The sequence below is a fragment of the Rhizobium sp. WW_1 genome, assembly GCF_003610155.1.
Taxonomy (GTDB): domain Bacteria; phylum Pseudomonadota; class Alphaproteobacteria; order Rhizobiales; family Rhizobiaceae; genus Rhizobium; species Rhizobium tropici_A.
Map to the genome: position 1 here is coordinate 407624 of NZ_RAIN01000002.1, position 25635 is coordinate 433258.

Below are 25635 nucleotides of genomic sequence, written 5' to 3' on the forward strand. Positions count from 1 at the left end.
AGGATTGCGATGACCCTCGCCAAATATATTCCCGACGACCTCGACCGGCGTATCATCGCCCATCTGCGCGCCGATGGCCGTGCTTCGCTCTCCAAACTGTCGGATGCCCTGGGGGTGGCGCGCGGCACGGTGCAGAACCGGCTGGACCGGTTGATCGAGACCGGCACGCTGCTCGGCTTCACCGTACGGGTGCGCGAAGACTATGACGAGCAGACGGTTCACGCCGTCATGATGATCGAAGTAGTCGGAAAATCGACCACCCAGGTCATCCGCAAGCTGCGCGGCCTGCCGGAAATCTATTCGCTGCATACGACCAACGGCAATTGGGATCTGGTCGCCAATATCCGCGCAACCAGCCTGTCGGACTTCGACCGTGTGTTACGCGAGGTGCGGATGATCGATGGTGTCGCCAACAGCGAAACCAGCCTGTTGCTCAGCAGCCTGTGATCGGCTGCAGCTTCAAGGCTGCCGATCGTAACGGGTTGGTCGGTGCAGGGCCTGTTTACGAGCGGCGCGCGCGTAGTATCCTCTTCCATAGGGTACCGCCCAGAAAGCGGTTGAACAGGATGAAATAGGCGATGATGAGGGCAAAGAGCAGCAGGGCTGGAAGGCCGTTGAGCTGGAAGCCGCCCTCCGTCCTGCCGCCGAGGACCGACGCAATGCCATAGCCAAAAACGAAGAATGCGGTCAGGAAATCGAGGACGGCCGCCGTTACGATGCGCCAGGTGGCTGGCTGCGGCGCTGAATTGGTATCAGACATTGTTTGACCCTGTGGCGTTTGTTGGGGGATGTCGGCAAAAGTATATTACGCTGTTAGCTGCCGGCGCCACGGATATATCCAATGCGGCCTGGCTTTGTCATTCGCGGTAGACACTGTCCTTGTTGAGGTATGGCTGGATACTGGGCGCTATTTTGACGTTCTTTTAGACGAAGATGGATCATCAGCCAACAGAGCCGTGCGGTACGTGACGCAGGTCGTGCCGACCAGCTTGAAAACTCGCGGCTTGTTGTTATGATTTCGCATGGACCTCACACTGCTAGCTCACACTCTTGCATGGATTTTTCTCGGCCTGGTTGTCGTGACAACAGTCGTGCCGGTGAGGACGCGATATCCGTTCATGGCGCTGGCCAGCATCGACAGCATGGTTCCGTTTGGCCTGCTGGGTTTCCTGTTCGTCATGGCTTATCCGGACGACCGCCGGATCGTCGCCCTGGTGTGCATAGCGGTTGCGGCGGCGAGTGAAGCGCTTGCATTGGTCTTGCCGACGAAGAATGTGCGGATCGAGCGTGCGATCCTGAAAGTGCTCGCCACGGTTTCGGGCCTGCTGTCGGGGGCGGTCTTCATGGATCTCGTGCAGCACCTTATCTCGTAGTTGCCGCAGACGAAACGTGGCGAAACGGGCGTGCCGTTGCGAATGACAGAAGAGCAGTATGCTTTTCTTCCATATACAACTTACCGATCCGCGGGCTTGCCGCTCTGGCTCTCCAGTCGATAGCGATGTCCGGGATAAACCAGCCTTGCGGTCGAAACGACGCCGCGCGCCGACCACGTGCGCCTCCTGATCGTCAGGCAGGGCTCGGTCTTCAGGATCGTCAGCAGCTTGCACTCCCAGGCCTGCGGCATGATGGCCTCGACCACATGTTCCGAGCCGCTCAAGGGGGCGACGGACGAAAGATAGGCGTTCGGCGTCATGTCGGTGAAATCCTGCTGCAGATAGTCGGGTGCGGCGTCCGGGTGAACATGCCGGTCCTCGATCTGTACGGGCACGCCGTTCTCGCTATGGACGATCAGCGAATGGAAAACCGGCGATCCGATATCGAGTTCCAATGCGTCGGCAACGTCGGGTGATGCGGCTTCCCGCGCCAGCACGATCACCTTTGCCTGGTGGGAATGGCCGCGTTCGGCGATTTCCTCGGCAATGTTGCGGACCTCGAACAGGGCCGATGCGCCTTTGCGCTCGGCGACGAAGGAGCCGACGCCCTGGATGCGGACAAGCTCACCCTCACTGGCCAGTTCACGCAGGGCGCGATTGGCCGTCATCTTGCTGACGCCAAGCTCGACCACCAATTCGTTTTCGGATGGAACGCGATATTTTGGAGGCCACTCACCGCTATGAATGCGATCGAGTATCATCTGCTTGACGCCGGCATAAAGGGGCGCGGCATCGTTTTCCGCCAGTTCGCGTCTCATCTCGCCGGAACGCTTCATTGCCTATTCCCTTTGCACCGGGTGAATCTGCTTCGAAAACAACTTTCCCACTTGCATATCATAAATTATCTCATATGGTACCCTATACAACCTCGCAATCAATCCTAAAAATTAGTTGGGATAGCGGGCAAGCCGGCGAAGATCGGTAGGAAGTGCTGCAAGGCCTACTTTAACCTCAGAGGAGCTCTACACGATGAAATTCAGTGCAATTCTCTTGTCAGGCGTCATGGCTGCGGCCGCTCTTGCGGCTCCGGCAGTTGCCAAGGACTGGAAGACGGCGACAATCACCCTGGAAGGTGCCTACGCCCCCTGGAACATGACGAATGCCGACGGTACGCTCGGCGGCTTCGAGCCGGAACTCGCCAAGGTTCTGTGCGAGCGCGCCAAGATCGACTGCAAGCTCGTCGCTTCCGACTGGGACGGCATGATCCCGGCTCTCAACGCCGGCAAGTTCGATGTGATCATGGATGCGCTGTCGATTACCGATGAGCGCAAGCAAGTCATAGGCTTCACCATCCCTTACGCTGCTACGCCTGCTGCCTTCGCAACCGCCAAGGATAGCCCGCTCGCCAATGCCGCCGGCACCGGCGCCACGATCAAGATGACTCCCGGCCAGACCGGTGTCAAAGAAGTCGACGCTCTGAAAGAGGCCTTCAAGGGCAAGACCATCGGCATTCAGGCCGCGACGATCTATGCGAAATTCATTTATGACAATTTCGGTTCGGTCGCCACGATCCGCGAGTACAAGACCGGCGCAGACCGCGATCTCGACTTGCAGAATGGCCGTATCGATCTCGGCTTCGACGATGCCGTGTACTTCAGCAATACTTTCGCCAGTGCAAACGACACGCTTGCCTTCACCGGCCCGGAAATCGTCGGCTCCATCTGGGGCGAGGGCGAAGGTCTCGGCGTCCGCAAGGCTGACACCGATCTGCGCGACAAGTTCAACGAAGCGATCAAGTCGGCGCTTGCCGATGGTACCGTCAAGACCCTGTCGATGAAGTGGTTCAAGGTCGACGTCAGCCCGCAATGATAGGAGCGGCCTTCGGGCCCTTACTATCGGTCTCCGGCTTTGCGGCCGGGGACCGCATGATATCCTGACGCTTGAAACTGCCACAGACAGGGATTGGATCTATGGCAAGCTTGCAACTGCTGGGCTTCGGCTCGAACGGGTGGGGTGCGCTGCTGCTCGTCGCCACCTTGATGACGCTTGCCGTCACCGCGAGCGCCTTGGCCATCGGGGCCGTGCTGGGCGCGATCATTGCTTTCGCGAAACTTTCCGGAAGCCTGGTGCTGAAAACACTCGGCAATATCTACACCACCATCTTCCGCGGCGTTCCCGAGCTTCTGATCATCTATCTGATCTATTTCGGCGGCTCGTCGGCGGTGACATCGATTGGCAAGTGGTTTGGTTATGACGGCTTCCTCGGCCTGCCATCCTTTGCAGCAGGTGCGCTCGCCGTCGGCATCATTTCCGGCGCCTATCAGGCGGAGGTCTTCCGCGGCGCCTATCTTGCCATTTCCAAGGGCGAACTTGAGGCGGCTTCGGCTATCGGCATGCATCGCGGCTTGCGCCTGCGGCGCATCATCATTCCGCAGGTCATACGCTACGCCATTCCTGGCCTTGGCAATGTCTGGCAGCTGAGCCTCAAGGATTCCGCGTTGATCTCGGTCACCGGTCTTGCCGAACTGATGCGCACCAGCCAGGTAGCGGCGGGTTCCACGCGCCAGTATTTCCTCTTCTTCATCGCCGGCGGCATTCTCTATCTCATCCTGACCAGCCTGTCGGATCGCATCTTCAACAGGGCCGAACGTCGCGCCAATCGCAGCATGCCGGCTGCGACGATCGGCCAGGCCTGAGGAGGAAGACATGGATTTCGATTTCCTTTCGAGCACGATGGTCACGCTGCTGAAGGCAGTGCCAATGACGCTTCTGCTTTTCTTCCTGTCGATCTTCTTCGGCGGCCTTCTGGCGCTCGTCATCGTCGCCATGCGCGTCAGCGGCAACCCGATCCTGTCCGGCTTTGCCAAGGGCTACATCTTCGTGTTCCGCGGTTCGCCGCTGCTGATCCAAATGTTCCTGGTCTTTTACGGGCTGGCGCAGTTCTCCATCATTCGCTACTCGTTCCTCTGGCCGTTCCTGCGCGAGCCAGTGGTCTGCGCGATCCTGTCGCTGGCGCTTTGCACCGCCGGCTATTCTGCCGAAATCTTCCGTGGCGGCATCCGCGCCGTTTCGCCGAAGGAGATCGAGGCAGCGCGATCCATCGGCATGTCACGTTTCCTGCTCGTTCGCCGTATCATTGCGCCGATCGCCTTCCGCCACGCGCTGCCGGCCTATTCGACCGAGATCGTGCTGATGATGAAGTCGACGGCGCTTGCGAGCCTCGTCACGGTCTGGGAGGTTACGGGCGTTGCCCAGCGTCTGATCTCGCAGACCTATCGCACGATGGAAGTCTTCATCTGCGCCGCGATCATTTACCTCGTGCTGAATTTCGTCATTCTGCAGGCCATGGCTCTGCTGGAATATTCCTTGTCCCGCCATCGCCGTGCCGTTCCGCCGGCGCTGAAGGCCTAAAGCTTACTGGAGCAGGCAAATCATGCCAGGTGTCACCCGACTTTCCGTCCGCAACATCCGCAAGAGCTTCGGCAACCATGAAGTCTTGCGCGGCATTTCCCTCGATGCCCAGGACGGCGATGTGATTTCGCTGCTCGGTGCTTCCGGCTCGGGCAAATCGACCTTCCTTCGCTGTATCAACCTCCTCGAAATTGCCACGGATGGCGAGATCTGGGTGGATGGCGAGCAGATCCGCATGATCCACAAGAACGGTCGCAGCTATCCGGCAAGCCACAAGCAGGTGGATCATATCCGCTCGGAACTCGGTATGGTGTTCCAGAGCTTCAATCTCTGGTCCCATATGACCATCCTGCAAAACATTATCGAGGGACCGGTGCATGTCCTGAAGCGGCCGCGCGCCGAATGCATCGCCGAGGCAGAAGCGCTTCTGGAGAAGGTCGGGATTGCCGACAAGCGCCATGCCTATCCAGCCCATCTCTCCGGCGGTCAGCAGCAACGCGCGGCAATCGCCCGCGCGCTTGCCATGAAGCCGAAGCTCATGCTGTTCGACGAGCCGACGTCGGCGCTCGATCCGGAGCTTGTCGGCGAAGTGCTGCGCGTCATGCGTTCGCTTGCCGAAGAAGGCACGACGATGCTTGTCGTCACTCACGAGATGAGCTTTGCCCGTAACGTTTCCAACCGCGTCGTCTTCATGAAGGAAGGCCTCGTGGAAAGCAGCGGCACGCCGGACGAAATGTTCGGTGGCGGTGCCTCGCCGGCCTTCCGCCAGTTCATCGGCCATTTCGGAAACGGACAATGACAGTCACCATCGACAAGCCTCTATCCTGGCGCGATGTCGCGCGCGTTAGTGGTGGCGAACCGCTTTCCCTCTCGCAGGCTGCCTGGGAGCGTGTTGCCCAGGCAAGCCGCATTGTCGAGCGGATCGTCGAAACGGGCGCGCGTGCCTATGGCGTCAATACCGGTGTCGGCGCCTTGTCCGATACGGTTGTTGACCGTGACTCGCAGAGCCGGCTGTCGCGCAACATCATCTTGAGCCATGCCTGCGGTGTCGGCGTGCTGTTGCCGGCCCGTGAGGTGCGCTCGATCATAGCGGCGCAGATTGCCAATTTCGCTCATGGCCATTCCGGCGTGCGGCCCGAGATTGTCCGGCATCTGGCTGCATTCCTCGAACATGACTGCATTCCCGAGGTCCCGTCGAAGGGATCTGCCGGCTACCTCACGCACAACGCTCACGTGGCGCTCGTCCTGATCGGTGAGGGCAGGGCCGTCGTGAAGGGCAAGTCGATGAGCGGTGCCTCAGCGCTTGCAGCGATCGGCCTCAGCCCCCTGGTGCTCGGCGCCAAGGAAGGACTGAGCCTCGTCAACGGCACGGCCTGCGCCACCGGATTATCCGCGCTTGCCGTTTCCCGCGCCGAGCGTCTGCTGGATTGGGCCGATGCCATCGCCGCCCTGACGCTCGAAGCCGTGGGCTGCCAAATGGCGGCTTTCGATGAAAACGTGCTCGCGCTGCGCCCATCGTCGGGCATCGCCAAGGTTGGCCGCAGATTGCGCAATCGTCTGAACGGCAGCGGCCTCGTCGCTGCCGCCCTTGGACGGCGGACGCAGGATGCCTTGAGCCTGCGGTCGGTGCCCCACGCGCACGGCGCGGCCTGGGATGTCTTCGAACAGACGGCGCGCATCGTCGATCAGGAACTTGCTTCGGTGACGGACAACCCAGCCGTTTCGGGTACTCCCGAGCAACCGATCGTCTCTTCCGAAGCGCACGCCGTGGCCCCGGCCCTTGGACTGGCGGCGGATAGTCTGGCGATCGCCATCGCCCAGATATCGGCGATGAGCGAGCGCCGCATGGACCGTCTTGTCAATCCGCTGGTCAGCGGCCTGCCGCCGTTTCTTGCGAGCGACGCCGGCAGCCATTCAGGCTTCATGATTGCGCAATACACGGCTGCCGCCTTGAGCAACGACAACAGGCGTTTGTCCGCGCCCGCATCGCTCGACGGCGGTCTGACCTCCGGTCTTCAGGAGGATTTTCTCGCGCACCCGACCGCTGCCGCGAACAAGCTGCTCGCGATACTCGACAATGCGGAATATATCCTGGCGATCGAACTGATGGCGGCGGCGCAGGCGCATGATTTTCTCGTCTCGCAGGGCACAAGGGCGCCGGGAACCGGGCGCATCTATGCTGCTGTTCGTTCGTGCCTGCCGATCTATGGCGACGATCGTCCCTTGAATGCGGATATGGAAGCGTTGCGGACGATGATTGCGGGGTTCGCGCCGCCCGCCGAAATCGAGAGTGGAGCATAAACATGTCTGCGGAATTCGACGTTGCCGTCATCGGGCTTGGCGCGATGGGCAGTGCTGCCTTGTCTTTCGCCGCGGCGCGCGGCGCAAAGGCGATCGGCATCGAGGCGCATTTCCCGGCCCATGCGCTCAGCTCCTCGCATGGCGATAGCCGTCTGATCCGCCTCGGTTACTTCGAGGATCCGTCCTATGTGCCGCTGCTGAAGCGCGCCTATCAGAACTGGCGTTCGCTTGAGGAGAGGCTGCGCGCCGAGATCCTGACGGTGACCGGCGTTCTGCAGATCGGCGCACCGGACAGCAAGATCGTCAGCGGCACGCGCGCCTCCTGCGACCTGCACGGCCTGCCGCATGAGATCCTTGATCGGGACGCCATGAAGCGCCGCTTTCCTGCCTTCGCACTGGAGGAGGGTGAGATCGGGCTGCTCGATCCGCAAGGCGGTTACGTTCGCCCGGAAGCGGCGATCATGGGTTATCTGAAGCTTGCCGCGGAAGATGGCGCGGTCCTGCATTTCGGCGAGCGTGTGATCTCCATCGAACCCGACGACAAGGGTGTAACCGTGGTTTCCTCGACGGGACGATATCGCGCCCGCAAGGTGATCGTCGCAACCGGCGCATGGATTGCCGAGCTTGTGCCGCAATTGAAGGCACATGCGCAGCCGATCCGGCAGGTGGTCGCCTGGTATCAGCCAAAGGACGGCTTTGTCGCCGAACCGCGACGAATGCCCTGCTTCCTGCGCGACGAAGGGGCTGAAGGTTCCTATTTCGGCTTCCCGGCGATCGGCATCGATGGTGTGAAAATCGGCCGTCATGCGCATTTTCGGGAGCCGATCGACCCCACCGCGCCTAATCCACCGGTCAATGACACCGACACCGATCTGCTCGACAGCTTTGCCCGCAAGCGTCTGCCCAATGCAGCCTCGTTCCGCGTACGGGCGACGACCTGCCGTTACACCATGCTGCCGAGCGAGGATTTTCTCATCGACAGCATACCGGGACAGCCGAATGTGGTGGTGTCCTCGGCCTGCTCCGGCCACGGCTTTAAGTTCACCAGTGTTGTCGGCGAAATCCTTGCGGACCTGGCGCTTGACGGCGGGAGCGCATTGCCGACCGCGCTGTTTTCCTTCGAAAAGCACTTTGGCGGCCAGGCATAGTCGCCAATCTCTTGGGCGCGCTAACCGATCGTCATGCGTCGCAGTACATCAGACTTGAAGAAGAAGTGCTGTGCGAAGGCGCCGAATATATGAAGCACGATCACAGCCCAGAGCAGGATCTTGATCGGGCCGGCATGGACAAAGGCGGCAGGATCTATCCCGAGGTAGTAGGCTGCGACTCCCGATAGCGGCATTGCGAAGATCAGCGCGTAGAGCAGGAAGTGTGTCGCGCTGGCAATGTGATGCAGGAACGCAGGCTGATCGTCCGGGCGCGGGGGGACATCGTACACCAATCTCAAGCCAAGGCGAACGATAGCCAGGAGCAGGATAGCGATCCCGGCATAGGCATGAATATTGGCGCTGGAGATGTCGGCCGGCGTCGGCGTCTGCCCATGGCGCACAAGACGACGCCAGGCATTCATGCCATCGGGAAACAGGAGATTGAAGAAGATGAGTACGGCCATAAGCCAGTGCAGGACGCGTTGCGGAACGGAATAGGTGGATCTTGCAGGCATCGGCTCTCCTTAGATTGGAATTGTTCTAAAGGTAGAGCATGATTCTAACGAGAACCTGAAGGCTGCCGCGGGCTGTGCCGGATCGCCCGGTGGTCTGAATGGCAGAACCGCCATCGGCGTTCGCAAGCATGCCCCGGACAACCCTATGAAGATCCTCCGGGGCTTATGATGATATCAGCTCAACACGGCGCGCGGCTCAAGAAATGATTCGAGACCGTAGACGCCGAATTCGCGGCCGACGCCGGACTGCTTGAAGCCGCCGAAGGGGGCAAGCGGTTCATGCGGCGCGCCATTGATGACGACGCGGCCTGCTTCGATGCGATCCGCCATCCGCTTTGCCCTGCCGACATCGGAGGAGAAGATGTAGGCCTGCAGGCCGTAGACAGTGTCATTGGCGATTTCGAGGGCGTGCGCATCATCGCGGTAGGGGATGACGCACAGCACCGGTCCGAAGATTTCCTCGCGTGCGATCCGCATGTCGTTGTTGACACCGGAGAAGATCGTCGGGCGAACGAACCAGCCGTGATCGACGCCGTCCGGGCGTCCTTCTCCGCCGACAACAAGCCGGGCGCCTTCCTCCTGGCCGAGGCGGATATAGGACTGCACGCGATCCCATTGCTTCTGGCTGACCATCGGGCCGACGCTGACGGCAGGATCGATGGCGTCGCCGACCTTCAGCGCCGCAATGGCTTTTTCTAATTTCTCGTGGATTTCAGCGAGGCGCTTTTCCGGTGCAAGGATGCGGGTGCCAGCGATGCAGGCCTGACCGCTATTGGCAAGGCCGACGCCGAGTACCTGCGGAATGACGACATCGAGATCGGCATCGTCCAGAATGATGTTCGGGCTCTTGCCGCCAAGTTCGAGCGTCACGCGCTTCAACGTCGCCGACGCGGCCTGAAGGATCGCCTGCCCTGTTGCCGTCGAGCCGGTGAAGCTGATCTTTGCAATATCGCGATGGGCGCTGAGGGCTGCACCCACCACATGGCCGTAACCGTTGACGATGTTGAAGATACCATTCGGCAGGCCGGCAGCGTGCAGGCATTCGGTTAGGACCTGCGTCTGGATCGCGCTCATCTCGGAGGGCTTGATGACCATGGTCGTGCCGGCGGCGATGGCGGTCGCAAGCTTGTTGCAGATAAAGCCGTAATTGCTGTTCCAGGGCGTGATGGCGGCAGCGACCCCGGCCGGGCGCATTTCTATCTCCGCGTGGCCGATGCGGCGGCGGAATTCGTAATCTTCCAGCGTCTTCGCCATTTGGAGAAAGCTGGTCGCGGCGTGTGGCACCGAGAAACCGATAAAGGGCGCCGGCGCGCCATATTCCTCGCGCATGGCGTCGGTGAGATCCGACGCGCGCGCGGCGACGGCATCATGCAGGCTTTGCAGTATGGCAATGCGGTCGGCCTTCGAGCTGTGCGACAAGCCGGCAAATGCCGCCTTGGCGGCGCTGACGGCATTGTCGACATCCTGTTCGTCACCGAGACGTACGATGCCGATCTGTTGTTCGGTGGCCGGGTTGAAGAGCGGAGCTTCTTCCCTGCCGTGAGGCTGAACGAAGCTGCCGTTGATGTAGATGGTATCGATGATGCGCACGAGCGTCTCCTTTGTCTTCACGGCCAAGATAAGATGCGCTATTTGTTCGATCTAGCAGGACAAAAATTGACAGCTTGATAAGGGAAATTGCGCAATGAAGGCCAGCCTGGCAGAACTCGAGGCGATCGCCGCCGTTGCGCGTCATGGCGGCTTTCGGGCGGCCGCACGCGAGCTCGGCATGTCTTCCTCCGCACTCAGCCATGCGGTTGCCGCACTGGAAGAGCGACTGTCCGTGCGAATATTCAACAGGACGACGCGCAGCGTAAGCCTATCGGATGCCGGCGAGCGTTTGGTGGCTGAAGTGGGGCCGGCGCTAGCAGCGATCGACAAGGCGATCGAAAATGCCGGTATGTCTTCCAGCGCGGTATCGGGCACTCTTCGCCTCAACATGGCGCCCGGCGCCGCCCGCATGCTAATGGTGCCGCTGATACTCGAATATGGCCGGCGATATCCCGATGTCGAGATCGAGATCGTCACCGATAATGCCTTGGTCGACGTCATCGGCAAGGGGTTCGATGCCGGCGTGCGTCTCGCAGATGCGGTTCCGACGGATATGGTCGCAATCCCCATCGTTCCAAGGGTACGCTCGCTCGTCGTCGGTTCGCCCGCTTATTTCAGCAGCAGGCCGCGCCCGCGTGTCCCCGGCGATCTCCATCAGCATCGCTGCATCCGCGCCCGCATGGCGAGCGGCCGGCTCTACCGTTGGGAGTTCGAGCGACATGGACAGTCCATCCTCATCGATGCGCCGGGAAGCCTGACCCTTGATGCTTCCGACCTGATGCTGAGCGCGGCACTCGACGGAGCGGGGCTTGCCTATATCAGCGAGGCGTCCATCATCGAACACGTAGCCGCAGGCAATTTGATCTCCGTGCTGGAAGATTGGAGCCCGCCTTATTCCGGGCTTAGCCTGTATTTCGCCCAGCGACGCCAGATGCCGGCGCGGCTGCGGGCCTTGATCGAGCTGATCCGCGAGCAGAATGCGTCCCGCTGAGCAGCGTCGAAGATTAAGTTTCAGACAGGAACGTCCCTGGCGCTTGAGTGGCGCCGTATCGGGATGTAGCCATGTTGGCTGAGATATCGTCGAGACGATTGCAGGGAAGGTGAGTTTGCTATGGATCAGAAGATCGAAGCCGTTCTCGAAGCCTATCATGAGCTTATCCGCGAGGAGCAGAGTAGTCCGAGGGAGATGCCGCCGGGCGGGCGCGATGGCGGCCAGGATCGCCGGTTGAGGGCGGTCGGACCGGAGACGGGTCGCTTCATCAACATTCTGGCGAAGAGCCTGAAGGCGCCGACCATTCTCGAACTCGGCACGTCCTTCGGCTATTCCGGCATCTGGCTTGCGGAAGCTGCGCGCGTCAGCGGCGGCAAGCTCGTCTCCATGGAGCTGCACGCCTATAAGACCGAATTTGCGCGGGAGATGGCCGGAAAGGCAGGGCTGTCAGAACATATCGACTTTCAGATCGGCGATGCCGTTGAGATGATCAAAGCGCTTCCAGTCGGCGTCGACTTTGTGCTCGTCGACCTATGGAAGGATCTCTACATCCCCTGCCTGGAAGCTTTCTACCCGAAGCTCAATGCGGGTGCGATCATTGTTGCCGACAATATGTTCATGCCCGGCAACGAGGATGTGAAGCGTTATGGCGAGGCCGTTCGCGCAAAACCGGGTATCACGTCCGTTCTGCTGCCCGTCGGCTCCGGCATCGAAGTCAGCCGCTACGATCCCGTATAAGCGGCAAGCGGCAGCCTCCTTTGTGAGGCCGCCGCCCGTTTAACCTTACTTGCCGGCTTCCTTGGCAGCCTTTTCGATCACGGCTGCGACCTTTTCCGGCTGCGAGGCGAAGACGGCATGGCTACCCTTGATTTCGGTGACGTCGCTGCCGGCGCGCTTGGCCATGCTGCGCTCAAGCTCGGGGTTGATCGAGCGGTCGTTGGTGGCAACGACGACCCAGCTCTTTTTCGCCCGCCAGGCGGGATCGCCGACCTTGGCGGTAAAGGCGGCCTTCGCTGCAAAGACCTGCGATTTAGCCAGGAAGGCGGCCTCGTCCTTCGGCAGGTCGGCGGCAAAGTCGGCTGCGAATGTCGCCGGATCGAGGTAGAGATACTGGCCATCCTTGGTCTCGCGAATGTTCATGCTGCCCGCCGGCTTCGAGCTTGCAAGGCTGATCAGGCTCTCGCCCTTGTCCGGCTGAAACGCCGCCACATAGACGAGGCCGGCAACATCCGGGCGATTACCCGCTTCGGTGATGACCATGCCGCCATAACTGTGGCCGACCAGCAGGCTCGGTCCGGTCTGAAGGTCGAGCACGCGGTTGGTGGCGGCGACATCGTCGGCAAGCGAAGTAATCGGCTCCTGCACCACAGTGACCTTGAAACCGTCCTTCTCAAGGATATCGGCTGCCTTGCGCCATCCCGAACCATCGGCAAGGGCGCCGTGGACGATGACGATGTTCTTGATCTCGGCTGCCTGCGCCGCGAATGCGATAGTGCTTGCGGCAAGGCCGAGGGCGATAATGGAAAGAAAACGGGTCTTCATGAAAGTAACTCCTGTCCGTTGAGGTTCATGCTTGGGGTGAAGGGGGAATTTCAGCCGAAGGTGAAGGCGTAGGCCTGGACCCCGGGGTCGAGGAAGCGGATCTCGAAGTTGCGTGCAGTGACGTCACCGGATTGGCGGACGAGCTGGTAGAGCTTGGTTGCCGTCACGGTGCCATTGCCGTCGGCGTCGATATCGGAGCCGTGATTGGCGCCGGGCGCCTTTCCGTCCACGGTCACCTGGAAGCGGATCGGTTTGCCGTCAGCCGAGGGTCCGAGGACGAGGTGCAGGTCGCGGGCGCTGAAACGGTAAGTGATGCCGCCGCCTGCCTTGCTGAGCGATGCCTCTTCCGGGCCGACCGTCCAGGTGCCCGTCAGGCCCCATTGGTTCAGGCCGGGATTGGCAACGGAATAGTCGGCGGCCGTACCTGCCTTCAGGCCTTCCGGGGAGACGAAACCTGTGGCCTGGCTATAGCCGATATAGGTTTCGCCGGAGCGGATATGGCCGAGGTCGGGGCTTGCTTCCGCACCCTTCGCATCGGGCGCGACCGTGCCGCTTTGAGCCATGTCGCTGCCGGCTTCGCGCAGCAGATCCTGGATTGCCTGTTCGGTCTGGCGATAGTTGCCTTCGCCGAAATGCTGGTAGCGGATCTGCCCGTTGGCATCGATCAGATAATGGGCAGGCCAGTAGTTGTTTTCGAAGGCGCGCCAGATGCGGTAGTCGTTGTCGATCGCGACGGGATAGCCGATCTTGAAGTCGGCGATCGCCTTCTTGACGTTATCGACGTTCTTCTCGAAGGCGAATTCCGGAGCATGGACGCCGATCACGACGAGACCCTGATCCTTATACTTTTCCGCCCAGGCACGAACATAGGGAATGGTGCGGATGCAGTTGATGCAGGAATAGGTCCAGAAGTCGACGAGCACGACTTTGCCGCGCAGTTCAGCTGTGGTCAGCGGCTGCGAATTCAGCCAGGTGACGGCGCCATCGAGGGAAGGGGCTGGGCCTTCGATCGGAAGGTCGCTGTGGAAGGGGCGGGTCGCGTCGGTTGCAACCTTCATAGCGCCATTGCTGGCAACTTCGGTTTCCGGAGCGATATCCTTGCTATGCAGCTTCTCGAGCAAAGCCTGTTCGAACGAGCCGGTGCTTGCATAGGAAAGGCGGGCGAGCAGGCCGGTATCGAGGCCAAGCGCGATGGTCGCGACGCCCGCGAGGACGGCGGCTCCTGCAAGCTGACGGATGCGTTCACTGACGCCGAGGGATTGCTTCATACGGGCAAAGATCTTGCCGCCGGCAAAGAGTGCGACGGCAAGCGAGGTCGCGGCACCGGCGCCATAGGCAAGCAGCAGGAATGTCGTCTGCAGATTGGCACCCTTCAAGGCGGCACCCGTCAGGACAAGCCCGAGGATCGGGCCGGCGCAAGGCGCCCATAGCAGGCCGGTTGCAATACCGAGCACGAAGGAGCTGCGGACGCTCGCAGTCGCGCGCTGAGCGCCGGCGGCGTTCAAGAGATTGTTGCCGAGATCGACCACCGGCCGGGACAGGGCACTGGCGATGCGCGGCGATATCAGGCTCAGGCCGAAGAGCCCCAGCAGGACGATTGCTGCGAGGCGACCATATTCATTGGCGCGGATGGCCCAGGCGCCGCCGACCGCGGCAAGGGTTGCGACAACGGCAAAGGTAAACGCCATGCCAACAAGCATCGGCAGCGTGCTTCTGACGAAGGGCTGTCCGGCGCGGGCAAAGACGAAGGGGAGGATGGGCAGGATGCACGGACTGAGGATCGTCAGCGCACCGCCGAGATAGGCAATGATGAGAAGCGTCATCGTCTTGTTCCTTTAGAAGCGATTGACCGGCTGCTAACGGCGACGTGCCGTGCTCAGCAGTGACGCCATCTGCCGTCGACGACGTATCTCGAATGTGTCCGGCGGAACGGGAGAATGTACCGAAACGTCTGTGCCTGCGGCTTCGATACATTGCGATACAAACTGGGCGATTTGGATGCGATTTCGCTAGTGGCTCAGCTGCCTGCCGACGCGGTGGGAGAAAAGGGACCGGATTGTATCAGACTGTATCTGTGCGGCCTGAAGCTACACAGGCATTCAAAAGGCTGCCGCCTGCGACACATCGGCGATACATGCGGCTGGTTTTGTCAGCCTCACAATCCAATCGACAGGAGAGACAAATGTCCGAGGAAATCAACCACACCCGCCGCCGCTTTTTCGGCATTGCTGCAATCGCCGTTGCCGCCGCCGAATTCGGCCTGCCTGCCATCGCCGATGCTGCGGAAACAAAGGCTTCCGCTTCGACGCTCCCCGGGGTCAATGCCGGCACCCACACTTCCTTTGGCGCTCTGAAGCAGATCAATGCGGGCGTGCTTAATGTCGGCTACGCGGAAGCCGGCCCGGCCAACGGTCCGGTCGTGCTGCTGCTGCATGGCTGGCCCTATGACATCTACAGCTTCGTCGATGTGGCGCCGCTGCTTGCCGGTGCCGGCTATCGCGTCATCATTCCTTATCTGCGCGGCTACGGCACCACCACCTTCCTTTCGAAGGACACGCCGCGCAACGGCCAGCAGGCAGCCCTTGCCGCCGACATGATCGATCTTCTCGATGCGCTGAAGATCGACAAGGCCGTCATTGCCGGCTACGACTGGGGTGGCCGCACCGCCGATATCATGGCCGCCCTTTGGCCCGAGCGTTGCAAGGCTCTGGTTTCGGTCAGCGGCTATCTCATCGGCAGCCAGGAAATCAACCGCAAGCCGTTGCCGCCGAAGGCCGAGCTTGCCTGGTGGTATCAGTTCTATTTCGCCACCGAGCGTGGCCGTCTTGGCTACCAGGAAAACCGCCACGATTTTGCAAAGCTGATCTGGCACACCGCCTCGCCGCAATGGGCGTTCGATGACGCGACCTACGATCGCTCGGCTGCAGCCTTCGACAATCCCGACCATGTCGAGATCGTCATCCACAATTACCGTTGGCGGCTTGGTCTCGTCGAGGGCGAAGCGAAGTTCGATGCCTATGAGAAGAAGCTTGCCACCGGGCCGGTGATTTCGATCCCGACGATCACCATGGAAGGCGATGCCAATGGCGCGCCGCATCCGGAACCGTCGGCCTATCGCGGCAAGTTCTCGGGCAAGTACGAGCACCGCACCATCACCGGCGGCATCGGCCATAACTTGCCTCAGGAAGCCCCGCAGGCTTTCGCCCAGGCCGTGATAGATGTTGATCGTTTCTAGTTCGGCGGTAGCGCGCGGGAAGGCGCCGGCGTAAGCTGGCGCCTTTAGCTGTTGGCGCCGTAAGGGAAGAATATTCGTAGCTTGATGCTTACGATGGTGAGTGGGAATTCGAAATGGAACATGTCGACCATATTCTGATCGTGGATGACGATCGGGAAATCCGTGAGCTGGTGTCGAGCTATCTGAAGAAGAATGGCTTGCGGGCGACGACGGCTGCCGACGGCCGGCAGATGCGCAGCTTTCTCGAGGCCAATTCGGTCGATCTGATCGTGCTCGACGTGATGATGCCGGGAGACGACGGCCTTGTGCTGTGTCGCGAGCTTCGCTCCGGAAAGCACAAGGCGACACCCGTCCTCATGCTGACGGCGCGCGATGATGAAATGGATCGCATTCTCGGCCTTGAAATGGGCGCAGACGACTATCTGGCAAAGCCCTTCGCCGCGCGAGAGCTGCTTGCCCGTATCAAGGCGGTTCTGCGCCGCACCCGCATGCTACCACCGAACCTGCAGATCAGCGAAGCCGGCCAGATGCTGGTCTTCGGGGATTGGCGACTAGATACGGTCGGCCGCCATCTGCTCGACAAAGATGGAACGGAGATCACGCTCAGCGGCGCGGAATATCGCCTGCTGCGCGTCTTCATCGATCACCCGCAGCGGGTGCTCAATCGCGATCAATTGCTGAACCTGACGCAAGGGCGTGACGCCGATCTTTTCGATCGCTCCATCGACCTGCTCGTCAGCCGACTGCGCCAGCGTCTGGGGGATGATGCACGCGAGCCGATGTACATCAAGACGGTTCGCAGCGAAGGCTATGTCTTCTCCGTTCCGGTTGAGATCGCGGAGCTTCGCTCATGAGCATGGCGGGCTTGTCAGCGCGGGGTTTCTGGTGGCCCAGCACCTTGCGCTCGCGCATCTTTCTGATTCTGCTTGCCGGGCTTGCGATCGCCTACGGCCTGTCCTTCAGCGTACTCTACCTCGAGCGCTACATGTCGGCCAAGGCCATCATGCTCGGCACACTGGAGAATGACGTCGCGACCTCGATCGCCGTGCTTGATCGCCTGCCGGCCGATGAAAGGGCAAATTTCGTCGATTGGCTGAGCCGCGGCAACTATACTTTCGAGCTGGGCAATGGCCTGCCCGGCGTGCCCGATACCTCCGAGCATGGCGCGGAAATTGCGGCGAAGATCGAGGATGCCGTCGGCCATCGATTTCCTATCCGCATGGAATCGATACCGGGTCCGATCTCGCGGCTGCAGGCGCATCTCAATTTGAGCGATGGCAGTCCGCTGACGATTGACGTCACGCCGAAAGGGATCATGCCGATCGCGGCGTGGCTACCCTATGTCTTCGTCGTCCAGATGCTGCTGATCATTCTCTGCACCTGGTTCGCCGTGCGCCAGGCGATCCGGCCTCTCGCCGAATTTGCCGCCGCCGCCGATGCCCTCGACCCGAACAAGAAGGGGCCGGCATTGAGCGATCGGGGGCCGAGCGAGGTCGCGCACACGGCCAAGGCCTTCAACGCGATGCGTGACAGGATCGCGCATTATCTCGAGGAACGCGTGCAGATTCTGGCGGCCATCTCGCACGATCTGCAGACGCCGATCACCCGTATGCGCCTACGTGCCGATATCGCCGACGATTCGCCCGAGAAGACCAAGCTCTTGCAGGATCTCGGCGAGATCGAGCGTCTGGTGCAGGACGGGATCGCCTATGCGCGCAGTGCCCATGGCAATGGCGAGAAGAGCGCGCGCATCGATCTTGCATCCTTCATCGAAAGCATCAGCTACGACTATCAGGACACCGGCAAATCCGTCGAGATTCTCGGCCTCATCCAGGGGACGGCGACGACGAAGCCGCATGCGCTTCGCCGCATCCTCACCAATTTCATCGACAATGCCCTGAAATTCGCCGGCGCAGCAGAAATCGCCGTGGAGCGCAGGGATACGGGTGAGATCACTATAACGGTGCTGGATCGCGGTCCCGGCATTCCGCAGGACCAGATCGAGGCGGCGATGCAGCCCTTCTTCCGGCTGGAACAGTCGCGCAACCGCAATACAGGCGGCACCGGGCTTGGCTTGGCGATTGCCCAGCAGCTCGCCCAGACACTGGGCGGTTCCGTGAGGCTCTATAACCGTGATGGCGGTGGTCTCGCGGCCGAGGTCGTCATCTCCTGATCGCTCGCGGAAAGGATTTTTAGGTAGCTGGCCTTCTGTTGGCTGGATGGAAGCTAAATCCAGCCAAGTAGCCAAGCTAATAGCAACAGGACCACAGCTAGCGCCAGCCAAAGCAGGTATCGCTCGTTGGATAACCGCTTGGCATCCTCGTTGGAAACAACTTGATAGGCCTCCATCCGAGTCCTCTGCGCGTCTCCGTCGAGATCGCGCGTCTCGAAATGTTGTTTCGTCTCGCTTTGCATCAGGCGTATCTCCGATCATCTATTCGCCTTTTTACTCTACTGACACTTACCAGGATCTTTGTAAGCGTTTGTATCCGGCTTGTTAGGCCCTACGTTTTGTGACACTTCCGGCTTTTCCGGAAACATGCCGGATACGTCGATCGATCAAAAACAACTCCGTCAACAGACGTTGCCTCTCACGACCCATCGAGCGGGCAACGCAACAAAGGAGTGTTCCATGACCAAGATCGACAAGGTTCTCTATACCGCCAAGACCCACACAATCGGCGGCCGCGATGGCTCTGCCCGCAGCGATGACAACCAGCTGGATGTCAAGCTTTCACCTCCGGGCAGCGCCCATGCCGGCACCAATCCCGAGCAGCTCTTTGCGGCCGGCTGGTCGGCTTGCTTCATAGGCGCAATGGGTCTGGCTGCGGGCAAGCGCAAGATCAAGCTTCCGGCCGATCTTGCTGTCGATGCGGAAGTGGATCTCGGCACCACGGAAGGCGCCTACTTCCTGCAGGCGCGCCTGACCGTCAGCATGCCCGGCATCGAGCCGGAACTCGCCCGCACGCTGGTCGAGGAAGCTCACCAGACCTGCCCCTATTCGAAGGCGACTCGCGGCAACATCAATGTCGAGCTGAAGCTCGCCTGAGAATCACCCGTGCATCGACATTGCGCGCCGCGCCAGAAAGGTGCGGCGCGCAGAATCGTTAATTTTTATCACATCGAATTTCAGGCAGGGCAGGTCATGCCTTGCGCATGGAGGATCACATGAAGGCTATCATTCTTCTCCTTGCAGGAGCTGCGATTTTCGCCGCTCCATGCGTCTACGACCCCGGTTCGAACGAGCCTTCGGCGCTTGCAAGCATCGCTGTTTTATGGGGCGCTCCGGGCTCGAATGGAGTCCCGCGTTAACCACTTGTTAACCATATCAACGGTACACAAGATCAACGATTTATTCACATAGATGACCAAAGTGCTAACAGACGCTCGTTCGATCCGTATCAAGGGCCGCTCATTTCTCGCGGTCATGCTTTCGCCGGATCTTCCGCTGGATCAGTGGTTGACAAGGCTTGACGATCTAGCAGCCCGTTCGGCCGGCTTCTTTCTGGGGCGGCCGGTCGTGCTCGACATTACTGATCTGCCGATCGACAAGGCGCAGCTCAAGGAGCTGATATCAGAGCTTTCGGCCCGCAATGTCAGCATCATGGGCATCGAGGGCGGCCGCCCGTCGATATCAGGGCCTGGTATGCCGCCGATCCTGAAGGGCGGGCGCCCTGCCGCTGATTTCGAGGTTTCCGAGGCCGAGCCGGTCGTGGAGCGCCGCAACAGCGAACCCAAGGCGCCGCCGCCGGAAATCCGGCCGGTCACGCAGTCGCTGATCATCCGCGAGCCGGTGCGTTCCGGCCAGTCGGTGATCTTTCCCGAAGGCGATGTCACCGTCATCGGTTCGGTGGCATCCGGTGCTGAGGTCATCGCGGGCGGATCGGTCCATATCTACGGCGCCCTTCGCGGCCGCGCCATGGCAGGCTCGATCGGCAATGCCTCGGCGCGAATCTTCTGCCGCAAGCTCGAGGCCGAGCTTTTGGCGATCGATGGAATTTACAAAATGGCGGAAGACGTATCACCCGGCCTCAGGGGGCAAGCCGTTCAGCTCTGGCTGGATGGTGAAACGATCATGGCCGAAAAACTAATCTGAGCCGAAGCCGGCCAAAACAGGAGAGCAAGATGGGCAAGGTAATCGTCGTCACATCAGGCAAGGGCGGAGTTGGAAAGACGACTTCGACGGCCGCATTGGGGGCGGCTCTGGCACAGAGAAACGAAAAGGTCGTCGTGGTCGATTTCGACGTCGGCCTGCGCAACCTCGATCTGGTCATGGGCGCGGAACGCCGTGTCGTCTACGATCTCGTCAATGTCATTCACGGCGATGCCAAGCTGCCGCAGGCGCTGATCCGCGACAAGCGGCTGGAGACGCTCTTCCTCCTGCCGGCCTCGCAGACCCGCGACAAGGACAACCTGACGCCGGAGGGCGTCGAGCGCGTCATCAACGAACTCAAGAACTATTTCGACTGGGTCATCTGCGACAGCCCGGCCGGCATCGAACGCGGCGCAACGCTTGCCATGCGTCACGCCGATGTCGCTGTCGTCGTTACCAACCCGGAAGTCTCGTCGGTGCGCGATTCCGATCGCATCATCGGCCTGCTTGATTCCAAGACGCTGAAGGCAGAGCGTGGCGAGCGCATGGAAAAGCACCTGCTGCTGACCCGCTTCGACGCCGCCCGCGCCGAACGCGGCGACATGCTGAAGGTCGATGATGTCCTGGAGATCCTCTCCATTCCGCTGCTCGGCATCATTCCGGAAAGCACCGACGTCCTGCGCGCTTCCAACCTCGGTTCGCCTGTGACGCTTGCCGATGCGCGCTGCGCGCCGTCGCTTGCTTATTTCGAAGCCGCACGCCGTCTTGCCGGCGAACAGGTGCCGATCACCATTCCCGGCGAAAAGCGGGGTATCTTCGGCAAAATCTTCGCAAGGAGGGCCGCATGAGCATTTTCGGACTGTTTCGCAAGCAGAGATCTGCACCGATGGCGCGTGAGCGCCTGCAGATCCTCCTTGCCCACGAGCGCGCCTCGGTAGGCTCGGATCTCGTATCCGTGCTGAGGGAGGAAATTCTCGCTGTCATCGCCAAGCATGTCCAAGTCGATCGCGACAAGGTGCAGGTAAAGATGGATCGCGACAAGGACGTCTCCATGCTGGAGATCGACGTCGAGATCCCGCGCGACGCGAGCTTGCAGGCCGCCTGACGGTCACTGATATGTGCGAATGGTGCCACATGGGTTTTCCATGTGGCAGAACTTCGAATTTTTTCGAAGTTAACCCTTGCAAAGACGATGATTCGAGATTATCTGCACGCCATCACCTGTATCGATGGCCTGCCGTGCTGACATCTCTGTGTCGAGCCGGTGTTCGCTGTCCGGGTTAAAAAGCAAGGGCGCTCCCCAGAAATGGGTAGAGCGCCCTTTGCTTTTGTCGCATTCGCGGCGCTTTTCTTGTCCAATGCGATATGCCAGTTTGCAGCGATAATGCGGGAGGCGGCTGGCTTGGACGGATTGAATCATCAGTGGAATGCTGTCTTCAGATGCTTGCTTGGCGGCCTCTTCCTGATTGTCTGTGCCATCTCTGCCCAGGCGGCGGACAAGACGATCTATCTGACTTTCGATGACGGTCCCCTGCCGGGGACGCAAAATGTCCTTTCCGTGCTGAGCGAGGAAAATGTTCCAGCCGCCATGTTCATGGTCGGCCTGCATGTCGAAACCATCCCTGCCGGTCGTGACCTTCTGGCCGAAGCCAAGGCGATGCCGCTGGTGACTGTTGGAAACCATAGCTACAGCCATGCGAACAACCGCTATCGGCGCTACTACTCCAATACACAGGCCGTGGTTGCCGACATGCTGCACGCCAATGAAGTACTTGGCCTGACGCCGATGGTGAATGCGCGGCTGCCGGGCAGGGACGTCTTTCGGCTGCCGACCGTGTCGAGAGAGGATCTCTCCATCAATGTCGCCCAATGGGAGCGCGAGTGGCTCGACTACGAGCTTGTCGCCGAGGCGGGCTTCTATCTCTACGGCTGGGATTTCGAATGGGTGCACAGCGATGATGGCAAGCCGGTTCAATCGGTGGACCATCTCGTCAATGAAATCGACCATCTGTTTCAGTATGGCCGCTTCACGCAACGCGGAAAGATGATCCTGCTCATGCACGATCAGATGTTTCAGGACCAGTTCAACGGCCGCGAAAACCTGCAGTCGCTGATCCGCAAGCTACGTGATCGTGGTTACGCTTTCGGCGACATCAGAAATTATGCGCCCTCGAACCCGTAAATACCCCTGCGTCGTCATTTTCGAATATGCTTGCCTTACATATTCGCGCGAGCGTCATAGCTTTCCTGTGCTTCTTCGATGTGGTGCAGATGGTTGATCGCCCATTCATAGACCGCGCCGAACGGCACCTGAAGCGTCCGGCCAAGATCGGTGATCGAATATTCCACCGCGACCGGTGACGTCGCCAGCACTCTGCGCGAGATCAGCCCATTTCTTTCAAGTCGTCGCAATGCCTGGGTCAGCGCCTTGTGCGTAATTCCCTCCAGCCTGCGCATGAACTCATTGAAGCGGGTCGGCTTTTCCTCAAGCACGGTCAGTATCATGACGGACCATTTGTTGGCGACCTGATCGAAGAACGAGCGTGCCGCACAGTCCGCGAAGAAGACGTTGTCTACCTTTCCAGGCATCTGGATATCCTCCGGTATATCTACGCACTTTAAGGTGCGTAATTGATCGTAGATTTACAACGTATATCTAGAAGTCACCGAGCCATCAACGCCGGGCCGCCGAGCGGCAAGCCGGCGGACGTGCCAGAGATCTCAAAGGAGACAATCAGTGGCAGAGAGCAACTTCGATCTATCGCGGCGGGGTCTGATGACCATCCTTGGAATGACGGTGGCGGCGGTTGCGGCGGGCCCCAATCCCGCCCTCGCTGTGCCGGCGAGCACCGCTAATCTTTTCTACACGGTCTCGGGAAAGGGCCGGAACGTCATGCTGCTACATGGCTGGACGTGTGATTCCCATGACTGGAGTTGGCAATTGCCCGCGCTTGAAAGCCGCTATCGGGTCGTTGCCGTCGATCTACGCGGCCATGGTCGGTCCGAGATCATGCCATCAGGCAGCTACATGCCTGGCGACTATGTCCGTGACATCGAAGCACTGATCGAAAGGAAATTCGAGGGTGAGAAATTCATATTGATAGGACATTCCATGGGTGGGCAGGTCGCCGCACGCCTTGCGGCAAAGCGGCCTGATCTAATCGACGCGGTCGTGTCCGTCGATGGCTCCCTCGGCTTTGCTGACAGCCTTGGGCCGATCTTCAAGAAAACCGTCGACGGTCTCAAGACCCAGAATCCTGGCGTTGTTGGTCCGGCCCTGTTCGAAAGTGTCTACGACCCATCGACCGATCCCGCACTCAAGCGCTGGCATGCAAGACGACTTCAGGGAACACCCGAGCATCCTGTTCGAGAATCCTTCGGACCGCTATTCTTCGGATCTGATCAGGTCGGTCTTGGCAGCAATAGCGAAACCTTCTGCAAGACGATCACAGTTCCTTTCTATCATCTCTGCCGGGACGAGAGCCAGGCCGCACGGATGCGCACATGGTTCTCGAACGAGAAGTCCAAGGTCGACGTCTGGAAGAACGCCGGGCACTGGATCATGCAGGACCGCAAGGACGATGTGAACTCGGCGATCGTGTCTTGGGTAGAGGCGCTATGAACGACGAGGCGAGTTTCCTTTACAGCAGGTATTAGCCTTGTCTCGCCGCGGCCCCGGTCGCAACCGTCAGGATGAAGTCGTCGAGCTCCTGTTCCAAGCTCTCGATCGGCAGGCCGACGAACCGCCCCTCGAGGCTGATGCTGACGACACCATGCACCGCGCCGAACAGGGTTCTGGCGCGGATGGCGCGGGCCGTCTCCGACATGTTCGGCTGCAATTCGGCCAGTGGCTCGGCAATGACGCCCATCAGGAACATATGCTCCTCCAGGTGCCATTCGGGGCTGGGGCGGTCATTCGGCGGTCGATGGTCGAAGAGGGCCTTCCATAGATTGCGATGGGTGACGGCGAATCTGAGATAGCCGCGGGCGAGGTTGCGCAATCGGTCAGTCGGCGTGTGATCTTTAACCTCCGCCAGTGTCAGGGAGGCTTCGAGCCCCTTCAGCGTTGCCGAATTGACGTGAATGACGAGATCGTCGAGATCGGCAAAGACTGTATAGAGACCACCAAGGGCGCAGCCGACATCCTGCGTGACATCCCGCGCCCTGAGGTTGGAAAGGCCATCGGCCGCTATGCGATTGCGCGCCGCCTCGATCAGTCGCTGCTTGAGATCCTCGCGCTTCTCCAGGGTTTTTTTCGCCATTAACTATTCCAATCCGATTTTTTGAACGTTGTTCAAAATTTTTCTTGAACGCCGTTCATGATTCTGGCATACATCAGTTCATGAACAGTGTTCATAAACGGGAGACGACAAATGTTCAATTCAATTCTGACTCTGATCCGCGGTCGGGCCTTTGAGGCGGAGCAGGCGTTCATCGATCGCAATGCGGTTCCCCTGCTGGCGCAGCAGATCCGCGACGCGGCCGGAGCCATCCAGTCGGCGCGCCGGGCAGTGGCCATCGCCATCGCGCAGAATGAGCAGGAGAAGAACCGGCATGCAGCCATCGTCGGCCGGATTGCGGATCTGGAGAGCCGGGCCGTTGCCGCGCTTCACAAGGGCAGCGACGAACTCGCCCGGGAAGCGGCCGAAGCGATCGCTCAGCTCGAAGCCGAGCGCGACGCATCCGAAAAGGCGCAGGCGCAGTTCAACCAGACGATCGGCAAGCTGAAGGCAACGGTTCGCGCATCGGAAGCGCGGCTGCAGGAATTGCAGCGCGGTGAGCGTCTGGCGCGCGCGACCCAGCAAACCCAGAAGCTCAACGCCGTCTGCGACGAGAATTCCGGCCTTGCGACGCTCGATGACGCCGAGGAAACGCTTGCCCGCCTTCAGGCCTATCAGAGCCGCTGCGAGATCGCAGCTTCGGCCATGAAGGAAATGGATGCCGCCAGCCGGCAGGCACATATCATCGAAAAACTCGCCAATGCCGGCTGCGGCGCACCACTCGGCCCTTCGGCCGACGAGGTGCTTGCCCGCCTGCGTCAGCGCATGAATTCAGCAGCCTGAAACCGAACACACCAGACAAACGAGAGAGGATACGATCATGAACGACAGCTTCCAGAAACATTCCCAGGCTTGGGTCAGCTTTTCCTATATTTCCTTCGCCGCCGCCGCATTTATGCTCCTGGTCGGCCTTTACATGATGCCGATCGATCTTTGGGGCAAAGGCTACCTTGCCATGGGCATCCTGATGCTGGTGCAGACGGCGGTCAACGTTACCAAGACGATCCGCGACAACAGCGAAGCCGAGAAGCTGATCCGCAAGGTGGAGGATGCCCGCACGGAAAAGCTTCTGGTTAAGTTCAATCGTGACGGTCAGGACTAATCTTTATTAACGACGCTGCAGAGTTGTATCCGCGCTCAACCTTTGCGTAACAAC

31 protein-coding genes are annotated in these 25635 nt (G+C 60.2%); 21 read left to right on the forward strand and 10 right to left on the reverse strand.

From position 1 onward, the window contains the following. Positions 1-9 precede the first annotated feature (9 nt). Positions 10-447 carry an Lrp/AsnC family transcriptional regulator gene (locus BJ928_RS09285; RefSeq protein WP_047631933.1) on the forward strand — a complete coding sequence of 146 codons (438 nt, stop codon included), beginning with the start codon at positions 10-12 and terminating at the stop codon, positions 445-447. A gap of 55 nt (positions 448-502) precedes the next feature. On the opposite strand, the gene BJ928_RS09290 is transcribed toward BJ928_RS09285, so the two are convergent. Then, positions 503-760, reverse strand: a complete 258-nt coding sequence (locus BJ928_RS09290) for a hypothetical protein (RefSeq protein WP_047631760.1) — start codon at positions 758-760, stop codon at positions 503-505. 262 nt (positions 761-1022) lie between these two features. On the opposite strand from BJ928_RS09290, the gene BJ928_RS09295 reads away from it, so the two are divergent. Further along, entirely contained in the window at positions 1023-1373 is a 351-nt protein-coding gene (locus BJ928_RS09295) for a hypothetical protein (RefSeq protein ID WP_047631759.1), read from the forward strand. Positions 1374-1453: 80 nt separating this feature from the next. Here BJ928_RS09295 and hutC read toward each other — a convergent pair whose 3' ends face one another. Further along, positions 1454-2209, reverse strand: a complete 756-nt coding sequence (gene hutC / locus BJ928_RS09300; protein WP_047631758.1) for a histidine utilization repressor — start codon at positions 2207-2209, stop codon at positions 1454-1456. A 193-nt stretch (positions 2210-2402) separates the two neighbouring features. Between hutC and BJ928_RS09305 the strand changes: the two genes are divergently transcribed. From BJ928_RS09305 to solA, 6 genes are all read left to right on the forward strand, one after another. Then, positions 2403-3242 (forward strand): transporter substrate-binding domain-containing protein, encoded by an 840-nt coding sequence (locus BJ928_RS09305; RefSeq protein WP_047631757.1) that lies wholly within the window; start codon positions 2403-2405, stop codon positions 3240-3242. Positions 3243-3343: 101 nt separating this feature from the next. After that, positions 3344-4069, forward strand: a complete 726-nt coding sequence (locus BJ928_RS09310; RefSeq protein WP_047631756.1) for an ABC transporter permease subunit — start codon at positions 3344-3346, stop codon at positions 4067-4069. A gap of 10 nt (positions 4070-4079) precedes the next feature. Further along, entirely contained in the window at positions 4080-4784 is a 705-nt protein-coding gene (locus BJ928_RS09315; protein ID WP_047631755.1) for an ABC transporter permease subunit, read from the forward strand. A gap of 22 nt (positions 4785-4806) precedes the next feature. Continuing rightward, positions 4807-5583, forward strand: a complete 777-nt coding sequence (locus BJ928_RS09320; RefSeq protein WP_047631754.1) for an ATP-binding cassette domain-containing protein — start codon at positions 4807-4809, stop codon at positions 5581-5583. Beyond that, positions 5580-7085 (forward strand): histidine ammonia-lyase, encoded by a 1506-nt coding sequence (gene hutH, locus BJ928_RS09325; RefSeq protein WP_047631753.1) that lies wholly within the window; start codon positions 5580-5582, stop codon positions 7083-7085. The genes BJ928_RS09320 and hutH overlap by 4 nt, the downstream gene beginning before the upstream one ends. Before the next feature lie 2 nt (positions 7086-7087). Then, complete coding sequence (gene solA / locus BJ928_RS09330; RefSeq protein WP_047631752.1) at positions 7088-8233, forward strand: N-methyl-L-tryptophan oxidase; 1146 nt, start codon at positions 7088-7090, stop codon at positions 8231-8233. Between the two features lie 20 nt (positions 8234-8253). On the opposite strand, the gene BJ928_RS09335 is transcribed toward solA, so the two are convergent. Together BJ928_RS09335 and BJ928_RS09340 are read right to left on the reverse strand one after the other, a co-directional pair. Further along, positions 8254-8748: a cytochrome b/b6 domain-containing protein gene (locus BJ928_RS09335; protein ID WP_047631751.1), complete on the reverse strand. Its 495-nt coding sequence runs from the start codon at positions 8746-8748 to the stop codon at positions 8254-8256. Positions 8749-8922: 174 nt separating this feature from the next. Continuing rightward, complete coding sequence (locus tag BJ928_RS09340) at positions 8923-10338, reverse strand: aldehyde dehydrogenase family protein (RefSeq protein ID WP_047631932.1); 1416 nt, start codon at positions 10336-10338, stop codon at positions 8923-8925. A gap of 94 nt (positions 10339-10432) precedes the next feature. On the opposite strand from BJ928_RS09340, the gene BJ928_RS09345 reads away from it, so the two are divergent. Further along, complete coding sequence (locus BJ928_RS09345) at positions 10433-11329, forward strand: LysR family transcriptional regulator (protein WP_047631750.1); 897 nt, start codon at positions 10433-10435, stop codon at positions 11327-11329. Positions 11330-11449: 120 nt separating this feature from the next. Then, complete coding sequence (locus tag BJ928_RS09350; protein ID WP_047631749.1) at positions 11450-12067, forward strand: class I SAM-dependent methyltransferase; 618 nt, start codon at positions 11450-11452, stop codon at positions 12065-12067. A 45-nt stretch (positions 12068-12112) separates the two neighbouring features. On the opposite strand, the gene BJ928_RS09355 is transcribed toward BJ928_RS09350, so the two are convergent. Next, entirely contained in the window at positions 12113-12871 is a 759-nt protein-coding gene (locus tag BJ928_RS09355; RefSeq protein WP_047631748.1) for an alpha/beta hydrolase, read from the reverse strand. A gap of 50 nt (positions 12872-12921) precedes the next feature. Continuing rightward, positions 12922-14694, reverse strand: a complete 1773-nt coding sequence (locus BJ928_RS09360) for a cytochrome c biogenesis protein DipZ (RefSeq protein ID WP_047631747.1) — start codon at positions 14692-14694, stop codon at positions 12922-12924. A gap of 359 nt (positions 14695-15053) precedes the next feature. On the opposite strand from BJ928_RS09360, the gene BJ928_RS09365 reads away from it, so the two are divergent. From BJ928_RS09365 to BJ928_RS09375, 3 genes are all read left to right on the forward strand, one after another. Further along, positions 15054-16106 (forward strand): alpha/beta hydrolase, encoded by a 1053-nt coding sequence (locus tag BJ928_RS09365; protein ID WP_047631746.1) that lies wholly within the window; start codon positions 15054-15056, stop codon positions 16104-16106. Positions 16107-16219: 113 nt separating this feature from the next. Continuing rightward, a complete protein-coding gene (locus BJ928_RS09370) occupies positions 16220-16960 on the forward strand; it encodes a response regulator (protein ID WP_047631745.1) in 741 nt (246 codons plus the stop codon). Further along, positions 16957-18279, forward strand: coding sequence for a HAMP domain-containing sensor histidine kinase (locus BJ928_RS09375; protein ID WP_052227715.1), 1323 nt, complete (start codon positions 16957-16959; stop codon positions 18277-18279). The genes BJ928_RS09370 and BJ928_RS09375 overlap by 4 nt, the downstream gene beginning before the upstream one ends. Positions 18280-18332: 53 nt before the next feature. Here the strand turns inward: BJ928_RS09375 and BJ928_RS09380 are convergent, their stop codons facing one another. Further along, positions 18333-18521: a hypothetical protein gene (locus tag BJ928_RS09380; RefSeq protein WP_047631744.1), complete on the reverse strand. Its 189-nt coding sequence runs from the start codon at positions 18519-18521 to the stop codon at positions 18333-18335. Positions 18522-18738: 217 nt separating this feature from the next. Here BJ928_RS09380 and BJ928_RS09385 point away from each other — a divergent pair, with 217 nt between their 5' ends. The 4 genes from BJ928_RS09385 (at position 18739) to minE (ending at position 21304) form a co-directional block, all read left to right on the forward strand. Then, positions 18739-19155 (forward strand): organic hydroperoxide resistance protein, encoded by a 417-nt coding sequence (locus BJ928_RS09385; RefSeq protein WP_047631743.1) that lies wholly within the window; start codon positions 18739-18741, stop codon positions 19153-19155. Between the two features lie 315 nt (positions 19156-19470). Next, complete coding sequence (gene minC / locus BJ928_RS09395) at positions 19471-20202, forward strand: septum site-determining protein MinC (RefSeq protein ID WP_047631742.1); 732 nt, start codon at positions 19471-19473, stop codon at positions 20200-20202. Between the two features lie 29 nt (positions 20203-20231). Continuing rightward, positions 20232-21047 (forward strand): septum site-determining protein MinD, encoded by an 816-nt coding sequence (gene minD / locus BJ928_RS09400; RefSeq protein ID WP_047631741.1) that lies wholly within the window; start codon positions 20232-20234, stop codon positions 21045-21047. Beyond that, the gene (gene minE / locus BJ928_RS09405) at positions 21044-21304 is read left to right on the forward strand and encodes a cell division topological specificity factor MinE (protein WP_047631740.1); all 261 of its coding nucleotides are present in this window, start codon (positions 21044-21046) and stop codon (positions 21302-21304) included. The genes minD and minE overlap by 4 nt, the downstream gene beginning before the upstream one ends. Before the next feature lie 69 nt (positions 21305-21373). Here minE and BJ928_RS39315 read toward each other — a convergent pair whose 3' ends face one another. Continuing rightward, positions 21374-21808, reverse strand: a complete 435-nt coding sequence (locus BJ928_RS39315) for a hypothetical protein (protein ID WP_245432281.1) — start codon at positions 21806-21808, stop codon at positions 21374-21376. Between BJ928_RS39315 and BJ928_RS09410 the strand changes: the two genes are divergently transcribed. Then, a complete protein-coding gene (locus tag BJ928_RS09410; protein ID WP_245432277.1) occupies positions 21731-22381 on the forward strand; it encodes a polysaccharide deacetylase family protein in 651 nt (216 codons plus the stop codon). The two genes, BJ928_RS39315 and BJ928_RS09410, sit on opposite strands and share 78 nt — an antisense overlap. Before the next feature lie 35 nt (positions 22382-22416). Here BJ928_RS09410 and BJ928_RS09415 read toward each other — a convergent pair whose 3' ends face one another. Further along, the gene (locus BJ928_RS09415) at positions 22417-22788 is read right to left on the reverse strand and encodes a helix-turn-helix domain-containing protein (protein ID WP_047631739.1); all 372 of its coding nucleotides are present in this window, start codon (positions 22786-22788) and stop codon (positions 22417-22419) included. A gap of 148 nt (positions 22789-22936) precedes the next feature. On the opposite strand from BJ928_RS09415, the gene BJ928_RS09420 reads away from it, so the two are divergent. After that, entirely contained in the window at positions 22937-23821 is an 885-nt protein-coding gene (locus BJ928_RS09420; RefSeq protein ID WP_245432264.1) for an alpha/beta hydrolase, read from the forward strand. Between the two features lie 31 nt (positions 23822-23852). On the opposite strand, the gene BJ928_RS09425 is transcribed toward BJ928_RS09420, so the two are convergent. Then, complete coding sequence (locus BJ928_RS09425; RefSeq protein ID WP_047631738.1) at positions 23853-24461, reverse strand: TetR/AcrR family transcriptional regulator; 609 nt, start codon at positions 24459-24461, stop codon at positions 23853-23855. 111 nt (positions 24462-24572) lie between these two features. Here BJ928_RS09425 and BJ928_RS09430 point away from each other — a divergent pair, with 111 nt between their 5' ends. Both BJ928_RS09430 and BJ928_RS09435 read left to right on the forward strand, forming a co-directional pair. Beyond that, positions 24573-25262, forward strand: coding sequence for a PspA/IM30 family protein (locus tag BJ928_RS09430; RefSeq protein WP_047631737.1), 690 nt, complete (start codon positions 24573-24575; stop codon positions 25260-25262). Between the two features lie 37 nt (positions 25263-25299). Then, positions 25300-25581 (forward strand): YiaA/YiaB family inner membrane protein, encoded by a 282-nt coding sequence (locus BJ928_RS09435; protein ID WP_047631736.1) that lies wholly within the window; start codon positions 25300-25302, stop codon positions 25579-25581. Positions 25582-25635 lie beyond the last annotated feature (54 nt).

Bases quoted from the DNA above. Each gene is read 5' to 3' on its own strand.
- BJ928_RS09285 (WP_047631933.1), top strand. From the start codon at position 10: ATGACCCTCGCCAAATATATTCCCGACGACCTCGACCGGCGTATCATC.
- BJ928_RS09415 (WP_047631739.1), bottom strand. From the start codon at position 22,788: ATGCCTGGAAAGGTAGACAACGTCTTCTTCGCGGACTGTGCGGCACGC.
- BJ928_RS09320 (WP_047631754.1), top strand. From the start codon at position 4,807: ATGCCAGGTGTCACCCGACTTTCCGTCCGCAACATCCGCAAGAGCTTC.
- BJ928_RS09315 (WP_047631755.1), top strand. From the start codon at position 4,080: ATGGATTTCGATTTCCTTTCGAGCACGATGGTCACGCTGCTGAAGGCA.
- BJ928_RS09365 (WP_047631746.1), top strand. From the start codon at position 15,054: ATGTCCGAGGAAATCAACCACACCCGCCGCCGCTTTTTCGGCATTGCT.
- BJ928_RS09345 (WP_047631750.1), top strand. From the start codon at position 10,433: ATGAAGGCCAGCCTGGCAGAACTCGAGGCGATCGCCGCCGTTGCGCGT.
- BJ928_RS09425 (WP_047631738.1), bottom strand. From the start codon at position 24,461: ATGGCGAAAAAAACCCTGGAGAAGCGCGAGGATCTCAAGCAGCGACTG.
- BJ928_RS09290 (WP_047631760.1), bottom strand. From the start codon at position 760: ATGTCTGATACCAATTCAGCGCCGCAGCCAGCCACCTGGCGCATCGTA.
- BJ928_RS09305 (WP_047631757.1), top strand. From the start codon at position 2,403: ATGAAATTCAGTGCAATTCTCTTGTCAGGCGTCATGGCTGCGGCCGCT.
- BJ928_RS09360 (WP_047631747.1), bottom strand. From the start codon at position 14,694: ATGACGCTTCTCATCATTGCCTATCTCGGCGGTGCGCTGACGATCCTC.
- minD (WP_047631741.1), top strand. From the start codon at position 20,232: ATGGGCAAGGTAATCGTCGTCACATCAGGCAAGGGCGGAGTTGGAAAG.
- BJ928_RS09355 (WP_047631748.1), bottom strand. From the start codon at position 12,871: ATGAAGACCCGTTTTCTTTCCATTATCGCCCTCGGCCTTGCCGCAAGC.
- BJ928_RS09295 (WP_047631759.1), top strand. From the start codon at position 1,023: ATGGACCTCACACTGCTAGCTCACACTCTTGCATGGATTTTTCTCGGC.
- BJ928_RS09375 (WP_052227715.1), top strand. From the start codon at position 16,957: ATGAGCATGGCGGGCTTGTCAGCGCGGGGTTTCTGGTGGCCCAGCACC.
- BJ928_RS09350 (WP_047631749.1), top strand. From the start codon at position 11,450: ATGGATCAGAAGATCGAAGCCGTTCTCGAAGCCTATCATGAGCTTATC.
- BJ928_RS09370 (WP_047631745.1), top strand. From the start codon at position 16,220: ATGGAACATGTCGACCATATTCTGATCGTGGATGACGATCGGGAAATC.
- BJ928_RS39315 (WP_245432281.1), bottom strand. From the start codon at position 21,808: ATGCAGGCCGACCATGAACATGGCGGCTGGAACATTTTCCTCGCTCAG.
- BJ928_RS09430 (WP_047631737.1), top strand. From the start codon at position 24,573: ATGTTCAATTCAATTCTGACTCTGATCCGCGGTCGGGCCTTTGAGGCG.
- solA (WP_047631752.1), top strand. From the start codon at position 7,088: ATGTCTGCGGAATTCGACGTTGCCGTCATCGGGCTTGGCGCGATGGGC.
- BJ928_RS09380 (WP_047631744.1), bottom strand. From the start codon at position 18,521: ATGCAAAGCGAGACGAAACAACATTTCGAGACGCGCGATCTCGACGGA.
- minC (WP_047631742.1), top strand. From the start codon at position 19,471: ATGACCAAAGTGCTAACAGACGCTCGTTCGATCCGTATCAAGGGCCGC.
- minE (WP_047631740.1), top strand. From the start codon at position 21,044: ATGAGCATTTTCGGACTGTTTCGCAAGCAGAGATCTGCACCGATGGCG.
- hutC (WP_047631758.1), bottom strand. From the start codon at position 2,209: ATGAAGCGTTCCGGCGAGATGAGACGCGAACTGGCGGAAAACGATGCC.
- BJ928_RS09335 (WP_047631751.1), bottom strand. From the start codon at position 8,748: ATGCCTGCAAGATCCACCTATTCCGTTCCGCAACGCGTCCTGCACTGG.
- BJ928_RS09310 (WP_047631756.1), top strand. From the start codon at position 3,344: ATGGCAAGCTTGCAACTGCTGGGCTTCGGCTCGAACGGGTGGGGTGCG.
- BJ928_RS09385 (WP_047631743.1), top strand. From the start codon at position 18,739: ATGACCAAGATCGACAAGGTTCTCTATACCGCCAAGACCCACACAATC.
- BJ928_RS09435 (WP_047631736.1), top strand. From the start codon at position 25,300: ATGAACGACAGCTTCCAGAAACATTCCCAGGCTTGGGTCAGCTTTTCC.
- hutH (WP_047631753.1), top strand. From the start codon at position 5,580: ATGACAGTCACCATCGACAAGCCTCTATCCTGGCGCGATGTCGCGCGC.